Raw genomic sequence first — 14,274 nt, 5'->3', positions numbered from 1 at the left:
ATTAAAATATCTCTTTCACATAGGTGTTTAAATCAAAAAAACAAAGTTTCATATTTTTAGTTGGCCATAGCAAGTGTATTTGAACGATTTTGTGTGCGTGTGTAGAATTGGCTATGAGTGTTCCTTGCTTTTTGAACAATGTCGGTAATTTCTCGTGCTTTCTGTTCTGATATACCAATACTTTGTGCAAGTGTTTCATAATCTTTATTTGTGATCGCACTACATTCGTTTGATGAGAGACGATGTTCTAAACTGTTTATAAAAGTACGGAGCTCTTGGTGTAATTGAGGAGATTGAGACAAGATTTCTCTTTGTTTTTCCGGTGATAAAGCAAAAATAATTTGCAAGTTTTGACTGGGATTCTCTACCGCTTTTCCAAGGCGTTCTTGTTTAATTTTATGGTCTCGAGTGACTATATTATAGGTAGCTTCTACAGTATACACATAATTCTCAATTGCAAGAGAGAGCACATCAAGATAATTTCGAGCGTGTACACGTGCCGGATTTTGTAGACCGCATATACTAAAACCTGCAAGAGGAGAAACAGAGTGCGGTGCCTGTTTAATCTGATTAGCAAACTGTCTGCCTAATTCTGGATTTTTAATAATCTCTTCTATCTGTTCGTTTAATACGTTTGCGTCACCATAAACAGCTTTTGCGTAAGCTCGGACTTGCTTTTGAGCTTTGAGAACGTAACTATCTAGCGCAACTGTTTTGGCACATTCACTTTTTGTGAGAGGCGCTAATGTTTCTTTTGGAATAAGCGTGTTTTCAAGCTCTTTGCTGTTGGGGGCGGTAAAGGTAATGATATCACCAGGTTTTAGTGTTTTTAATCGTTCTGGTGTGAGATCATCTTTGCTACCAATGATGTAAGTTCCTTGCATATCGAGTATAAAACCTTCTGAATAACAACCTTTATAAGTTCCTATATAGGTTTCTCCTGCCTTTGTTGCCATAACAAGGCGATCATCCACGTTGCGTCCCGTATTGTTTATGTGGTCCATAAATTCTTTTAAAAGACGTATTTTGGGGGGATTGGAGATATCCTCAAAAAGATCTTTCAACAGTTGTGTATTGCTATATTGCATTGCTTCGCTACAGGCAGCCATCATACGTTTTTGTGTGACAAGCGAAAAGTCAAGCTGATGTCCTGCAGCTTTGGCAAGATTTTCAAAAAAGACTTGTTCTGTGTGCTCATTGCCATCTATGAATGGGTGGATTTTGTGAAGAGAATAAAATAGACTCGTTGCTTCCTTGACAAATTCTTCGCGTGTTAAGCCTTGCAAATTGTCTTTTTCGGCAAGCGTTTGATCTAATTTTTGTAAGAGTTCAGGGATTTCTTCACCGGTTGCAAAATTATTGCCCCATTCCATTCTTTTCATTTCTGGCATGGCGGCAATGCTATCGTCTGTAAATGCGAAGGGGATATGGCGCAGATGTCCAGCCCATACAAAGGTATTTTTAAACAATTGTTGGTGGATATAGCATAGATAAGTTGAATTAAAATATTCTGGCAGGGGTTCTGCACGCAGATTGATCATGGCTTTTTGCCTATCATGTGAGCATTTTTCCAGAAAACGTTTTAAATCTGTTTCTCCATATCTATTTTTGAGAATTTGGGTACCAAGATAGATATAATTATGGGGTGAGGGAATTCCTTTTGTTTTTTCTTTTGCTTTGGGCATTGTTACATTCCTTATAATGTTACATTGTCTATGAGAGTGTGTTAAACTTTTTGTTTGAAAATCCCCCACGCATATTGTTTTGAGATGTTGAGACTTGGGTGAGGAAAAAATCCCTCAAATTCGTAGGTGTTTTTGAGTGTATCAATCTTTATCTTGGCATTTTTTTCTTTTACTGAGAGAGAATGGTTCATTTGGGTTGTTTTCATGCATATTGTCTTTTAATTTTTTTGTAGAAAAATTTCCCTATAAAAGCGGTGCCTTCAAAAGTTTCCTGATAGGATTCTCAAGGCATAGATATGATTGGTATTTATTATTTGGAGATGAGGAGAGTGCTTTATAAAGAAAATTGGCATTGGTAAGCACAGGTATAATACCATCATTTAAAGACTTTTCCCCATATTTTTCTTGTTGTATCAAGCGGGAATTCCTTCTTTATAGGCTTTTATGAGATAGAATCTCTGCTTTTATCCTTTGATGTTTTTGTTTTGATGCATGGCCTCCATTAGAGGGTGTTTTTTAGTTTTTCTTTTGTGGAGCAAAGCGGTTTTTTGCAGCTGCGGCTAACATTTCTTTTCTTCTGAAATAGATGGCGCGCCCACAACGTAAAGGGGGTTGTCCTTGCATAAGAATAATTTGTTCATCTTGACGCATTTCTTGAATAACTTCGTGGGGTAAAATCAGGGCTCTTTGTTGGTAATTGACGTTGTATGAACTCTTTCCTAAAGATAAACCTCTTGATTTGTTCGTTCCGGTTACTTCAACGGTCATTTGGCCACAGCGTTCTGAAATGTCTTTGGCAGTTTGGAGATCTTTAATGGCAGCATAGCTGACAAAGGAACAACTTTCAAACCATGAACGTGCTCCTGCTTCTCCAAAGTGGTTGACCAACTGGCCAGAGGATTGATAGAAGAGCATCAAGGATGTACCGTATTTACGTCCACGGTCGCGGGCTTCTTCTAAAATATTCATATAGCCTAAAAGATCAACTTCATCTAAGACAAATAAAACACGCTTTTTATAGTTACCGTCTGCTGTAACCATGGCATTGAGAAAGGCGCCAATAATCACACGTCCAATAGCTGGATAACTGTTTAAAATGCTTGCGGGGAGATTGAGAAAAACATCTGTATTGCCATTGGTAATATCTGAGGAAAAAAAATCATCTCCGCAGACAAGATCTGCATAATTGGATAAAGAAAGCCATTGGGTGTCTTTTGAGGCGGTGGTATAAACCCCTGAAAAGGTTTGTTCTGCCATTTCTGTAAAAATACCAACCATTTCACGAATAAAAGGAGAAGGTGTTGTTTCTTGAATCATGCGTAATTGATTAACAACAGCTGTTTCTGATTGAGAGAGAATACCACGCAATGTTTTTAAATTGCGCTCACAGTCTTCATATTCATCAGAAAATACAACATGAGCAAGAAGAGCTGTTAATAGGTTATGGGCTTGTGTTGAGAAATATTCCGCTGAAGAATTGTCTGATTTTTTATCTGTAAGAAGCAACTTTGAAAAGCTTACAATATTCGCTTCGCGTTGTGTGCGTGGTACGCTGTCGTCTAAAAGCCAATCGATGACATTAAAGTTTTTTGTTAACAATGAGTTGGGATCGAGAACAATGACATTTCTATTTCCCATTTTTTGACGCGCAAATTTGACCATTGGGGCAACTTCTGTTGAAGGATCAAGACAAATAATAGACCCTGGATAGGTTAAACACGTAGGAACTACTGTACTTGTTGTTTTATAGCCACCAGAACCAGCAAAAAAGATCATATGAGTTGAACCAAAATCAAGATTAAAGGTTAGCAAAGGGGCTGTTCCACCCTTTCCCCATGTTGTTTTATTGCCAGGTGCAAAGGGAATGTTGCACACATTATCTTGATCGACACGATATCTTTCACCCACAACAATTTGCCCATTGGCAGGAAAGATTTTTGCTGCCTCTCTTAAATTCATCCATGATGCTTCACCAAAAACACCTTTTTTTGCACGCTTGACCTTACTTTTAGGTGGAGAGGTTGTTATGAATTGAATGAGGGACAAAAAAACACCAATGATGATGCCAAAGACAACCATGGGATCCATAAATTGAAGAGCGTAGCTCCACGTTATTCCTTGTTGGCCAACATAGGGACTTAAACGTTTTATTTCACCACCAATATAGTAAAGAGCGGTTGTTCCAAAAAAGACAACGGAGACAAAAGTGATCATTTTACGCAGGTGCAGTTTTTGCGAGAGACTATACAACAATGAAACAGCAGCCGTTAGTGCTAAGACTAATAAAGGCTCAGAACGAAGAGTCCAATAAATTTGATCGCTCTTTAGTCCATTTGTTATAAACAACAAAAAGTGAGGGACAAGGAATATCGTTAAAGCACCTAAAGCGATAGGGGTTAAAATGAGTACCATTTGTGTTTTGGTATATTTCATTATATTTTACTTTCAATTCTGTCAGAATATGTTGCGAAGTGCTCTTTTCCAGGTGTGTGATATGAACTCTCATCTCTTTTTGCAAAGGTGCAGATAACGCCAAACAGTTTTCGTTTATGAGTCTTTCTCATTAAGGAGGAAGCTTTTGTCTATTCTTAGCAGGCCATAGCAAATGCTTGGGAACGATGCATTGTGCATATTTGTGCTCGTTGATGTACTTCTTTGGTTTGCTTAATAATTTCTGTAATTTGTTTGGCTTTATTTTCTGATACACCAATGCTTTGAGCTAGTGTTTCATACTCATTATTTTGGACTGCTTTATGTTCATTTGGTGAGAGACGGGTGTTGATCTTTTTTACAAAGTTGCTGAGCTCTTTTTGACATAAAGGATTTTTTGCTAAAGCTTCTTGCTGTAATTCTTTTGGCAAGGTGAAGAGGTCTTGCAAGCTTTGACTTGGCATTTCTATTGTTTTTGCAAGGCGACTTTGTTCTGTTGCATGTTCTTGCGTAATTTCCTTTTCAGCATATTTTACAGCATGCGTGAAATTTGCAACGGCAGTACAGAGCATCTCAAGATGATTTTTAGCGTTTGCGCGTGCCTGATTTTGTAGTCCACATAAACTGAAACCTGCAAGATGAGAAATAGAGTACGGTGCTCTTTCAATCTGGTTGGCGAGCTGCTGGCCTAAGCTTGGATTTTTGATGATCTCTACCATCTGTTTGTCTAATATTTTTTCGTTACCATAAACAATTTTTGCCAATTTCTGGATCTGTTTTAAGCTTGTGTGTACGCAAGAATCTTCAGCAATCATTTCGGCTTTTTCATTTTCTGTCAAAGGAGCTAATCTTTCTTGTGGAATGAGAATGCTTTCAAGCTCTTTTGTTTTTGGGACTGTAAAGGTAAATTTGTCACCGGGTTTTAATGTTTTGAGTTGTTCTTGTGTGAGATGCTCTTTATTACCGATGATATAAGCGCCTTTCACATTGAAAGCAAAGCTATCATAACCAGCACCCCTATAGGTGCCCCTGTAAGTTTCACCTTCTTTTGCAACCATAACAGGACGATCATTAACATTGCGCCCAAGTTCTTTCATGTTGCTCATGAATTCCTTTAAAAGAAGTATTTTATTGGGATTAGAGATATCTTCAAACAGATGTTGCATTGGTTCTAGATCACCATTTTCTGCTACAGCAACACTGGCGAGCATCATGCGTTCTTTTGTAACAAGTGAAAAATCAAGCTGATGCCCTGCGGCTTTGGCAAGATTTTCAAAAAAGACCCGTTGTGTACGTCCATTGCCTTCTCTAAAAGGATGGAGTTGATGAAGGAAGTTAAATAAGCTTATTGCTTCAGCGTTAAATTTCTCACGCGTTAAGCCTTGCAAATTATCTTTTTCGGCAAGCGTTTGATCTAATTTTTGTAAACCGTCTTGGATTTCATCACCGAGTGCAAAAGGATTTTCCCATCCTGTTCTTTTCATTTCGGGCATGGCGGCTGTGGTGCCATCTTCAAATGTAAAGGGGAGATGGCGCAGATATCCAGCCCATTCAAAGGTATTTTTAAATAAGTGGTGATGAATAGAGCATAGATAGGAGCTATCAAAATTTTCTGGTAAGGGGGCTTCACGCAGATTAACCATTGCTTCTGCTGTATCATGTGAGCATTTCTCCAGAAAGGATTTTAAGTCTTTTATTCCATATTTATTTTTGAGTGTTGTGGTGTTTGGGTAAACATAATGATGGGGAGAAACTGTCTGTATATTTTTTGTCTTTGCTTTTGCTTTTGGCATCGTAGCTTCCTTATAATTTTACGTTATCCATAAGAGTGTTAAATTCCTCGAGTGAAATATTCCCCTTTGCGTATTCTTCTAAAATTTTGAGTGTTGTAGGATGAAGCGCTATTCCCTCTATCGCATGGGTGCTGATGGCTGCTTCAACGGCTTCACGGCGTTTTTTTAATTCTTCTTCTGTCATCGATAAAAGATTTTCTCTATTTTCTGTTTCGTTGGTTTTCATGCATTTTTTCTCTTATTTGCAATCGTTGCTTTAAAAGAGCCTTTGGCAGCCGGTGTGATCTTCTTTTAGTCACCTCCAAAGATGTTTCGTTGTTTGAAGGGATCGTAATAAATTTCTGTGACCTTAAATTTTCCTTCAATCCGTTTGCATTGGATGATGATATCAATCATTGAAATCAACAGGCCTCGAATATCATCACGCTCTAAATCACCACCGCCTTCACTTTCTTTGACCAAAAGGGTCATCTGCTCAAAGGCTGCAAGTGCTGTTGATGCGTGAACCGTCGTAATGGAACCTGGATGGCCTGAATTGACATTGCGGATATAATAAAAGGCTGTACCATCTCGAAGTTCTTGCAAAAGAATACGATCAGGACGCATCCGTAAAGATGATTCAAGTAACTCTTTGGGGCCAACGGAGGCTAAGCCTTGTCCATCTTTTGAATAGAACATTGAGACATGGTTAGGGTGTGGTATCACCAATTCTTGCGTGTCTTCAATGGTGATAATACGCTCTTCTTGAGGGATTTTGGCGATTAATGCTTTTGATAATGTTGTTTTACCCGAACCGGTTTTTCCCGCAATTAAAATATTTTTCTGGCATTCTACAGCTTGATTTAAAAAAGAGACAAAGTCTTTATTACAGTAGGCATTGGCTAATTTATGCTCGATGATTTTGAGTTCGTTAAAACGAGAATGATAGTCATTCAAGGGGGTGAAAGAGACCTGTTCACAGAGCGAGAAGAGGCCTTTCTTGGCGAGCTCTTCGAGAGAAAAACTCTGCGATGACGGTTTGCGAATTGTCATACTAATCGTGTCTTTTTCGACAGCCGGTGGAATGACAATTTGAATACGCTCATTGCCTGGTAGCGTTGCAGATAATATTGGGTTTTTGTCCGATATGTTTTGCTTGGAATAGGATGCTACAACTTTCGCAATCCCCATAAGCTCATTAAAAGAGAGCCCCGGTGCTTCTATTGTTTTCCATCCATCAAATCCTTCAGTCATGACTTGATAGGGACGATTGATAACAATTTCAAAGAGTCTATCATCTTTCAAAAAAGCACTGATGGGTTCAAGTTTTGTGAGAACAATCGCAACGGTTTCATCGCTCATGGTATGTAAGTTTGAGTTCATTCTAAAGTTACCGCCGAATTTTTGTAAAAGTTTCTTGAAACAGCTCGATTGATAATCTGTTTTTTGTTTTCGATGACTTTCAATTTATAAACGCTGGAAAAATCTAAATCGCGGGCAACAAAGATATTCACCATTTCCCCTTGGTTTTTGGATAATGTTGGAGGAATATTGGCGTAATTTTCTACGAGAATGTTTGCGATGTTTTGTCCTGAAGAGATTGTTTCAGTTTCTTCTTTTTCCTGTTTTTTTGATAAACGTTTATTGGCATAGTGTGTTGCATCTTTTATTAGTGAGACAAGAAGCGCAGACCCAATCCTCTCGAGCCAATGGTTATCAATATCTCCATCCATACCAGAACGCCCTAAAGCATCCGTTGCCGGTGAAGCTAAAGATATAATGATACCATTGGGGGTTTTTGCTCTATTCCATAGTACAAAGAGACGTGTTTGGCCTTTTTTCAATCCGGCGCGATATTCACCAACAATTTGGGTGCCTTTATCAAGAAGCACAACACGACCATTGTCTGATAAGATATCTCTGGAGATGATACAACTGGCAAAACCTTGTTGATCACTGTTGATGGCTGTTTCTAAAATACAAGGAATAGAAGTTCCCATCGCGATGATGTAGTTTCGATTGCCAAGGGTTGAAGCACGAATACCTTCAAGCACTGTGGGTTTGAGAAGATGATTAAAACGTTGTGTCGTTTCATCAGGTTTGCTTTCAAGTTGGTGAGGCAAAGCACCATTATTTGTTTGTGAATCTATTTTGCCTTGTTGTGTACTTGCATAAGCTAATACAGGAGCACGTTGTGCTGCCTCCAGCAGTGAGTCATCAGAATTTAATTGATTGATGTTTGGTGTTGGTAGCTCGACTTTTGGTAATAGAGCGTTATTTCGTTGAGGCTGTTCAAAGGGGGGAGGGGTAGGCTTTGCAGGATGAAAAAGCTCTGTTTGTTTTATAACTTTTCCTTCTTTTGAAGATTCAATTGGTTGCTTTTTGTCTGTAACAAGTGTTGAATAGGCTAAATAAAGACAGACACTGAAAAGAATAATAAGAGCAATAGCTTTCCCCACATTGTTCTGTTGACTTTTCCCTTGAGCATTTTTTATTGTATCGCGATCATTAATGCTTTTTTCATCCACGGTGTTATTCATGGCTGCTTCCTAGGTTCACTTTACGTTGTACAGATGGTGATGTCGTACCTGTTTCAGGATTAATTCCTTTTGGTACGAACCTTTTGTTAAAGATGCACAATACTTCATTCCCACGTCGTAGCGTGAATTGTGCAGCTGTTGCATGAACAATAACCTTGTTGCCTTTAATCGATTTGGGAATAAGCGCTTCTTGCCCATCAGGCGATACAATGTAAATGGCAGGGATTTCAATGTTGCCTAAAAAGGTAAAGGTTGTTGTTTTCCCATTATCATAGACAGAAGCAGGTTCAATAAGAGATGAGCCTTGAGCTTCATAAGCCCAATTGCGTGGTCCAAAATCTTCATGGATATTTAAAATATCATTGACAAAGTTTTCTTCACGTTGTTTTTCTTTTTCTGCTTCGGCTAATTTCTTACGTAAGGCTTCATCTTCTGGATAACGAAACTTTACCAAGAAATACGTCTCATTGCCGGCTGAAACATCGCCTTCACGGACTTGTAGCTCGAATTGATAAGAGCGTTGTGTTCCATCTTGGCGGCTTGTGACAATTTGTAAATTTGTCACAGGCTGAACTTCACGTGGTTTGAGAAAAACAAAGTGTCCAGCCGGTGCAACTTGCCAAGCAACCGAATTTCCAATTCCTACATAGGTTACTTCTTCATCAACGGCAAATTCTAGTTGAACCGAAGAGCGAATGGAGCCAATGATTTGTACGACGTTGTAGGGGTCATAATTGACAAATCTGATGCGGTTATCTTTACGTGCACTGACAGGCGCTGTTTCCGCAAGTGAGAGAGCTGTGTGAAAGCTGACAGTGATCGTAAAAATTAAAGAGATTGTTTGTAAAAGTCTGATCATTTTATTACCTCTGGATCAGATCTATATTCCGATACTTGAAAACCAAGAGGGTTGATAAGACGATCAGACGTTGAAATGTGTGCGTTCACGTAGGAAAAATTTAAGATTGAAATCCAATGGGAAATATTTTCTTTTTCATTCAAGTCTCTGATCGTTTTATAGTAACGAACTTGGATAAGATCTTTACTTATAAAAGAGATTGATTTGATTGTGATCGTAGCAATCATGTTATGATAAATATTTTGCGGACTTTCTGGATTATTGCCCGCGTACCATTTTGCAAAACGGTTTTGTTCTTTTGGAGAAGATAAAAGAGAGACTAAGCGAAAATTGTTTTCTGCTTCTGATGCTTGAAAACCTTCACGAGCGCGAACATATTGGCTGGCAAAATAACGCGTTATCGCTTCATCATAGTCGTTAGGGGATTCTTTTAGGGCGCTTACAGTATCAATAATACCTGTTGAGTTATCAACGCGGATAACAAAAGGCTCTACCGTTTTCAAAGGTGTCAAAGCTGCGACAGCTAAAGCCAGCGCAATTGTCATCAATCCAAAAAGCACTGTTAAAGCCATGGAGATTTTCATCCGCACGCGCATGCTATGCATGCGATCAATGTCAAATGAGCGCGCTTCTTTTATATATTCTTCAAGGGCATCACTTTTCACGCATAACCTCCACAGTTTTATCAGATCGTGCTTCATGAATAACCGGCTTTAATAAAGCTGAATTGGCTGTTACTTTTTCACTTTCCAAAGTATTGAGAATGATGGGAGTGGTAACAGGCTTTACACTCTTTTCTGGGTAGACAATGTTTTTATTGTCCCAATTCCACTTATCTTTATTTAAAGCGCGTGTATGTTTGCCATTACAGCGTGGTGGTTTTTTAGGGCCACTCAAAGAGGCACAACCAGTAAGAGCGATTGTTAGGACCATAACAAAAGTTATTTTTCGTTTCATTTTTTGAACTCACAAATATCTTGGAATACAATGCATGAGAGCCTTTGTTCTGAACATTTTTACAAGTTTATGTGATGCAAGGTTTTGATTGGTTTTATTGTTAGACCCAAGATGTTAGATCTTATCTGGAACAGGATCATGGCGTGTACGCCAAAGGGCGCACACAAGGCAAAAACAAAAATGCTTATTCTTTTAAAGAGGTGCTTTATCTTAAAATCGACCACGACCGCCTCCAGATTTACCTGCTTTTGCTGCCGCCCCTGCCGCACTTCTAACAGCGTTACCGGCAGCTCCTGAGATTTGTGAAGTGGCACTTTTTACTGCATTGCCACTCGCTCTTGCACCATTGGAAAGCATTGTAAAAATCTGTCCTCCTGAAGAGACACCAGCGTTAAAGTATGGTCCGCCAGAGGCCAGCGCTGTTGCAATACCAGGAAGCGCACGGAAGATAATAACTCCTATGATCGAAATGACGATGACAGGGGGAAAAAGAACGTAAATTGATTCATATGAAACTTTGAGAACCTGTAGGATAACTTGACATATAATGGTTCCAAGCATGATTACGAGAACTTGTAAAATGGTAAAATTGATCAAAGTTGTAATCCATGCATCGGAGTATTTTCGCGTTGCATTGAACAAATACAAACTAATGAATAGAGGCCCAAGACCTATAATCATGACGAGTGCAACTTGTGCAAACATTTGCACAATAAAACCACCTATACAAAAAAGAATAACCGCGAGAAGCATGATAGAACCAAGAAGACCCACAATGATCTTTTCAAAAAACCAAGCATTGTATAAGACTTCTTGATAACGCGAACTTGCCTTTAACAAAATATAATCAAAAACATTGGAGCTTGCAGGATTACTGTTAAGCGCATTCCCAATAGCATTGGATAAATCATTGAAGAAAATATCCTTGACATAAGTATTAAATGTATCCGCATTTGTTGCCATTGTTGTAACAACAACGATTTTAACAACATTATTGAGAAGACTATGCATGGAAAGCGCAACGCGACCTGTCATAACATTATAGCCATAAAGAAAGATAAAAATGATTGCGGCGAGATTTAAGGGCGCTGAAATAGCAGAAGACAGCCCACTCACCGTCGTGTCCATCACATTATCAAGGGGTTTTAAAATATACCCAGAAACGCTTTCAAAGGGAGAAAAACTAAAGTCTGACATTTGTACTTGTACTTTCAAGTTTTTCTTTTAATTCTTTTTCTTTTTCTTTTAATTGTGCCTCAAGATATTTATGCTTTTTTTGTTCCTTTTCTTCACGTAATTCATCTTTTGTCTTCGTATCTCTTGCTTGAATCATATCAAGAGACTGAAGTTTTAAAGAAGCTACTTGAAGATCGGCTTGAAGAAGAGAAAGCTTTACTTGAAGATCTTGTCGAAGGGCTTGCAATTCTTCTGGTTTTGTGTCTGGTTTTGATTTAATATTTTCAAGTTGTTGACTTATGTCTTTGATTTTTTTTGCAGTTTCAGTTGCGCTTTTATAAATGTTTTCAGCTGTTTCTGATTTTGCAGCATCTAATTTTTGTGTGTTCTCGAGTGCTTGTTTATAATATTCATCCACATCAGATGTTGTTTGCGCTATTGCATGAGAAATAAAAGAAAAAGATAACAGTGTAACTAAGCCATATTTTTTCATTGATTTTTTCTCCTTTGATAAAATATGGGCAGCCATTTGTCAGGGGCAGCTCCATATTCGTTGATAATTTCATTCATGAGTTCAATGTTTTTTGTTGTGCCGCTTAAAACGGCGATCTCATCATTCATTCCACGTAAGTTAAGTTCTGCAACGACGGAACTTTGTCCTTGTTTGATGAGAAAACGACGGGATTCTCTGCTTAACTCTGACTGTATCAGTTCAAATTCACGCTCAGTAAGTTTGAAAGCTTCGACATAATCATTGTAATTTGCTTTTTGATTTGGAAAAAATATTTGGGTGGGGCATTGCTCAATGATTGTGTGCGCGATTGTTGAGTTCAAAGCATCTTTAGGGCTTTGTGTTGCAAAGAGCATCATGCCATTTTGTTTACGAATTGTTTTTAGCCGATCTTGCGCAAAAGCTTTAAATGAATCATCTTCTAAAGCTTTCCAGAATTCATCAACGACGATAATGATGCGCCGCCCATCAATCAGATCAAGAATGCGGTGAAAGAGATACATCATTAAGGGGCGCCGAATTTCTTCATTATCTAAGAAATCGGTCATGTCATAGCCAATGAACTGCGCATTTAAATTGAGATCATCTTGGTCATTATCAAAAACCCATCCTAAATCATTGCCTCTAATCCAGCGTTGCAGCCGTATGGCAATTCCTTCTTTGGATGTGTTGTCAAAAAACAGTTGAAGGGCACCAAGAGAGCGCTGGGTTGGGGGTAAGTTTTCCAAGGAATCAATGGCTTTGGCGATATCTTGTCGCTCTTCTTCTGTTACGATTTGCCCTTCAGCGGTCACCAGCTTTAAGATCCAATTACGAAGAAAGATTTTATTTTTTTCGGTGTATTCCATGCCCTTTAAGGGAGCAATACCCGTGGGCTGCCCATTTTTTAAAGGTTTGTATTTCCCTCCTCCAGCCCGTACAAAAATCTCTGCTCCTTGATCTTTATCAAAAAAAACCATTGTTGGATTGTGTTTTTGTAATTGTGCAAGAAGAAAATTAACAATCACTGTTTTACCAGATCCTGATGGACCACAAACAAATGTGTTTCCAAGATCGCCATAATGAAAATTAAAATAGTAAGGTGAACCAGCCTGTGTTTTTAGCAATGCGACAGCAGCTCCCCAAACATTATCGTTCAGTTTGCCAACAGGGAAAGAATGGAAGGGCGATAAAGCGGCAAAATTTCTGCTGGTAATGGCGCCTGAACGCGCACGATAGCTAAAGTTTCCAGGAAGCTGTGCCCACCATGCTGCTTCCAATCCTAAATCTTCTCTGGCAATCACGGCTCCTCCATTGGTTAAATGGGAACGTGCTTTTGATAAGTTTTCAGACAATATTTTAGGATGATCAGCAAAAACAGCTAAAGAAATGTGGTGTTCTCCCAAAACAAAACGGTTTGATTCTAAATCATCTAGCGCTTCATCCAGTGCATCGATTTGTGAGCTAGCACGGTCAGCTGCATTGATCATTTGATTTTGTTTGCGGCTCATAATCGCACTGGCGGCTGCCTTACTTTTAAAGACAAAGGATTGTGTTAAGATGAATTCAAATGGCACCGTAAGCAGACCATCAGTCATACCTGGGCGTGTTTTAGAAGGATACTCTTTCCATCCAAACATGCCCACAAAGCGTTCATTGCTTTCATGGCGAATTTCGATAATTTCTTTCCCAAAAATAACACGATCCGAGTAAATTGTTGAAGCAATAGTTCCAAATGTGAGAGGAATACGCTCACGTCTTCCCCCTACTAGCTGGTGGAGAAATTCACTTTGTTCGGCAAATAAAAGTCCTTCATGTTCATAGATGGATAGCAGACGGACTTCATACTCTTCCAAACCTTGCATAAGATCTTGACTTAACTCTTCGAGTTTACGAATAGCTTCCTCGTCGGGCTCAGATTGTGTTTTCTTGGCTTTGCTCAAGCGCTGAAAAAATGAAACCAGCTTTTCTGTTTTATCCGCGGCCGGATTCCAAAGCAGTGAAATAAATAGATCATTTCTATACAGTTCTTGCGAAACCATTTTCTTTTTATATTTTTCATCTAATGTTGTTGCAAAAGATGAAAGAAAATGACCCTCTGGGTATATCGTTTCACGGCGGCGGATGATGTGAGAATATAAAGCAAGCCGCTCATCTGCGATATTTTTTAAAAGGGTGTTTAATTGGTTGTGTAAAGAATTTAATTGATCAATATCCGCAGTGTCGAAATTTATACCTTCAACAGCCATCACAACCATTAAACAGCGTGAATTTAAAGCAACGACATGTTGGTTGATGTAGCGTATATAGGGAATATATTCTTCAGGCAAAGTTTCCCGTTTCATTATTGACATCTGTTTCACCA

At 38.8% G+C, this 14,274-nt stretch carries 12 protein-coding genes; all 12 read right to left on the bottom strand.

Features of this window, described 5'->3' with window-relative positions; all coding sequences use genetic code 11:
• Positions 1 to 56: 56 nt before the first annotated feature.
• On the bottom strand, positions 57 to 1,685 hold the full coding sequence (locus ACFINX_RS06090) for a BID domain-containing T4SS effector (protein WP_375668483.1): 1,629 nt from the start codon (positions 1,683 to 1,685) through the stop codon (positions 57 to 59).
• Positions 1,686 to 2,201: 516 nt separating this feature from the next.
• The gene (gene traG / locus ACFINX_RS06085; protein WP_375668482.1) at positions 2,202 to 4,118 is read right to left on the bottom strand and encodes a Ti-type conjugative transfer system protein TraG; all 1,917 of its coding nucleotides are present in this window, start codon (positions 4,116 to 4,118) and stop codon (positions 2,202 to 2,204) included.
• A gap of 155 nt (positions 4,119 to 4,273) precedes the next feature.
• The gene (locus ACFINX_RS06080; protein WP_375668481.1) at positions 4,274 to 5,908 is read right to left on the bottom strand and encodes a BID domain-containing T4SS effector; all 1,635 of its coding nucleotides are present in this window, start codon (positions 5,906 to 5,908) and stop codon (positions 4,274 to 4,276) included.
• A 10-nt stretch (positions 5,909 to 5,918) separates the two neighbouring features.
• Positions 5,919 to 6,134 (bottom strand): antitoxin VbhA family protein, encoded by a 216-nt coding sequence (locus tag ACFINX_RS06075; RefSeq protein WP_375610603.1) that lies wholly within the window; start codon positions 6,132 to 6,134, stop codon positions 5,919 to 5,921.
• Positions 6,135 to 6,199: 65 nt separating this feature from the next.
• Positions 6,200 to 7,270 (bottom strand): P-type DNA transfer ATPase VirB11, encoded by a 1,071-nt coding sequence (gene virB11 / locus ACFINX_RS06070; RefSeq protein WP_375610602.1) that lies wholly within the window; start codon positions 7,268 to 7,270, stop codon positions 6,200 to 6,202.
• The gene (gene virB10, locus ACFINX_RS06065) at positions 7,267 to 8,427 is read right to left on the bottom strand and encodes a type IV secretion system protein VirB10 (RefSeq protein ID WP_375612191.1); all 1,161 of its coding nucleotides are present in this window, start codon (positions 8,425 to 8,427) and stop codon (positions 7,267 to 7,269) included. The genes virB11 and virB10 overlap by 4 nt, the downstream gene beginning before the upstream one ends.
• Positions 8,420 to 9,286 (bottom strand): P-type conjugative transfer protein VirB9, encoded by an 867-nt coding sequence (gene virB9 / locus ACFINX_RS06060; RefSeq protein WP_375612192.1) that lies wholly within the window; start codon positions 9,284 to 9,286, stop codon positions 8,420 to 8,422. The genes virB10 and virB9 overlap by 8 nt, the downstream gene beginning before the upstream one ends.
• Positions 9,283 to 9,987: a virB8 family protein gene (locus tag ACFINX_RS06055; protein ID WP_375610599.1), complete on the bottom strand. Its 705-nt coding sequence runs from the start codon at positions 9,985 to 9,987 to the stop codon at positions 9,283 to 9,285. The genes virB9 and ACFINX_RS06055 overlap by 4 nt, the downstream gene beginning before the upstream one ends.
• Positions 9,941 to 10,243, bottom strand: coding sequence for a type IV secretion system protein VirB7 (locus ACFINX_RS06050; protein WP_375610598.1), 303 nt, complete (start codon positions 10,241 to 10,243; stop codon positions 9,941 to 9,943). The genes ACFINX_RS06055 and ACFINX_RS06050 overlap by 47 nt, the downstream gene beginning before the upstream one ends.
• Before the next feature lie 210 nt (positions 10,244 to 10,453).
• Complete coding sequence (locus ACFINX_RS06045; RefSeq protein WP_375610597.1) at positions 10,454 to 11,440, bottom strand: type IV secretion system protein; 987 nt, start codon at positions 11,438 to 11,440, stop codon at positions 10,454 to 10,456.
• On the bottom strand, positions 11,427 to 11,912 hold the full coding sequence (locus ACFINX_RS06040; protein WP_375612193.1) for a type IV secretion system protein VirB5: 486 nt from the start codon (positions 11,910 to 11,912) through the stop codon (positions 11,427 to 11,429). Before ACFINX_RS06040 ends, ACFINX_RS06045 begins: the two co-directional genes overlap by 14 nt.
• Positions 11,909 to 14,263, bottom strand: a complete 2,355-nt coding sequence (locus ACFINX_RS06035; RefSeq protein WP_375612194.1) for a VirB4 family type IV secretion/conjugal transfer ATPase — start codon at positions 14,261 to 14,263, stop codon at positions 11,909 to 11,911. The genes ACFINX_RS06040 and ACFINX_RS06035 overlap by 4 nt, the downstream gene beginning before the upstream one ends.
• Positions 14,264 to 14,274: the final 11 nt, after the last annotated feature.

Origin of the sequence: Bartonella sp. AP36NXGY, assembly GCF_042195865.1 — a bacterium.
In the GTDB taxonomy this organism is placed as follows: Bacteria; Pseudomonadota; Alphaproteobacteria; order Rhizobiales; family Rhizobiaceae; genus Bartonella.
This window is presented reverse-complemented; position numbering and strand designations above follow the sequence as displayed.

Excerpts from the sequence above, each read along its gene's own strand:
- traG (WP_375668482.1), bottom strand. The coding sequence starts at position 4,118 with ATGAAATATACCAAAACACAAATGGTACTCATTTTAACCCCTATCGCT.
- ACFINX_RS06040 (WP_375612193.1), bottom strand. The coding sequence starts at position 11,912 with ATGAAAAAATATGGCTTAGTTACACTGTTATCTTTTTCTTTTATTTCT.
- ACFINX_RS06055 (WP_375610599.1), bottom strand. The coding sequence starts at position 9,987 with ATGAAGCACGATCTGATAAAACTGTGGAGGTTATGCGTGAAAAGTGAT.
- ACFINX_RS06075 (WP_375610603.1), bottom strand. The coding sequence starts at position 6,134 with ATGAAAACCAACGAAACAGAAAATAGAGAAAATCTTTTATCGATGACA.
- ACFINX_RS06080 (WP_375668481.1), bottom strand. The coding sequence starts at position 5,908 with ATGCCAAAAGCAAAAGCAAAGACAAAAAATATACAGACAGTTTCTCCC.
- virB11 (WP_375610602.1), bottom strand. The coding sequence starts at position 7,270 with ATGAACTCAAACTTACATACCATGAGCGATGAAACCGTTGCGATTGTT.
- ACFINX_RS06035 (WP_375612194.1), bottom strand. The coding sequence starts at position 14,263 with ATGTCAATAATGAAACGGGAAACTTTGCCTGAAGAATATATTCCCTAT.
- virB10 (WP_375612191.1), bottom strand. The coding sequence starts at position 8,427 with ATGAATAACACCGTGGATGAAAAAAGCATTAATGATCGCGATACAATA.
- ACFINX_RS06050 (WP_375610598.1), bottom strand. The coding sequence starts at position 10,243 with ATGAAACGAAAAATAACTTTTGTTATGGTCCTAACAATCGCTCTTACT.
- virB9 (WP_375612192.1), bottom strand. The coding sequence starts at position 9,286 with ATGATCAGACTTTTACAAACAATCTCTTTAATTTTTACGATCACTGTC.
- ACFINX_RS06090 (WP_375668483.1), bottom strand. The coding sequence starts at position 1,685 with ATGCCCAAAGCAAAAGAAAAAACAAAAGGAATTCCCTCACCCCATAAT.
- ACFINX_RS06045 (WP_375610597.1), bottom strand. The coding sequence starts at position 11,440 with ATGTCAGACTTTAGTTTTTCTCCCTTTGAAAGCGTTTCTGGGTATATT.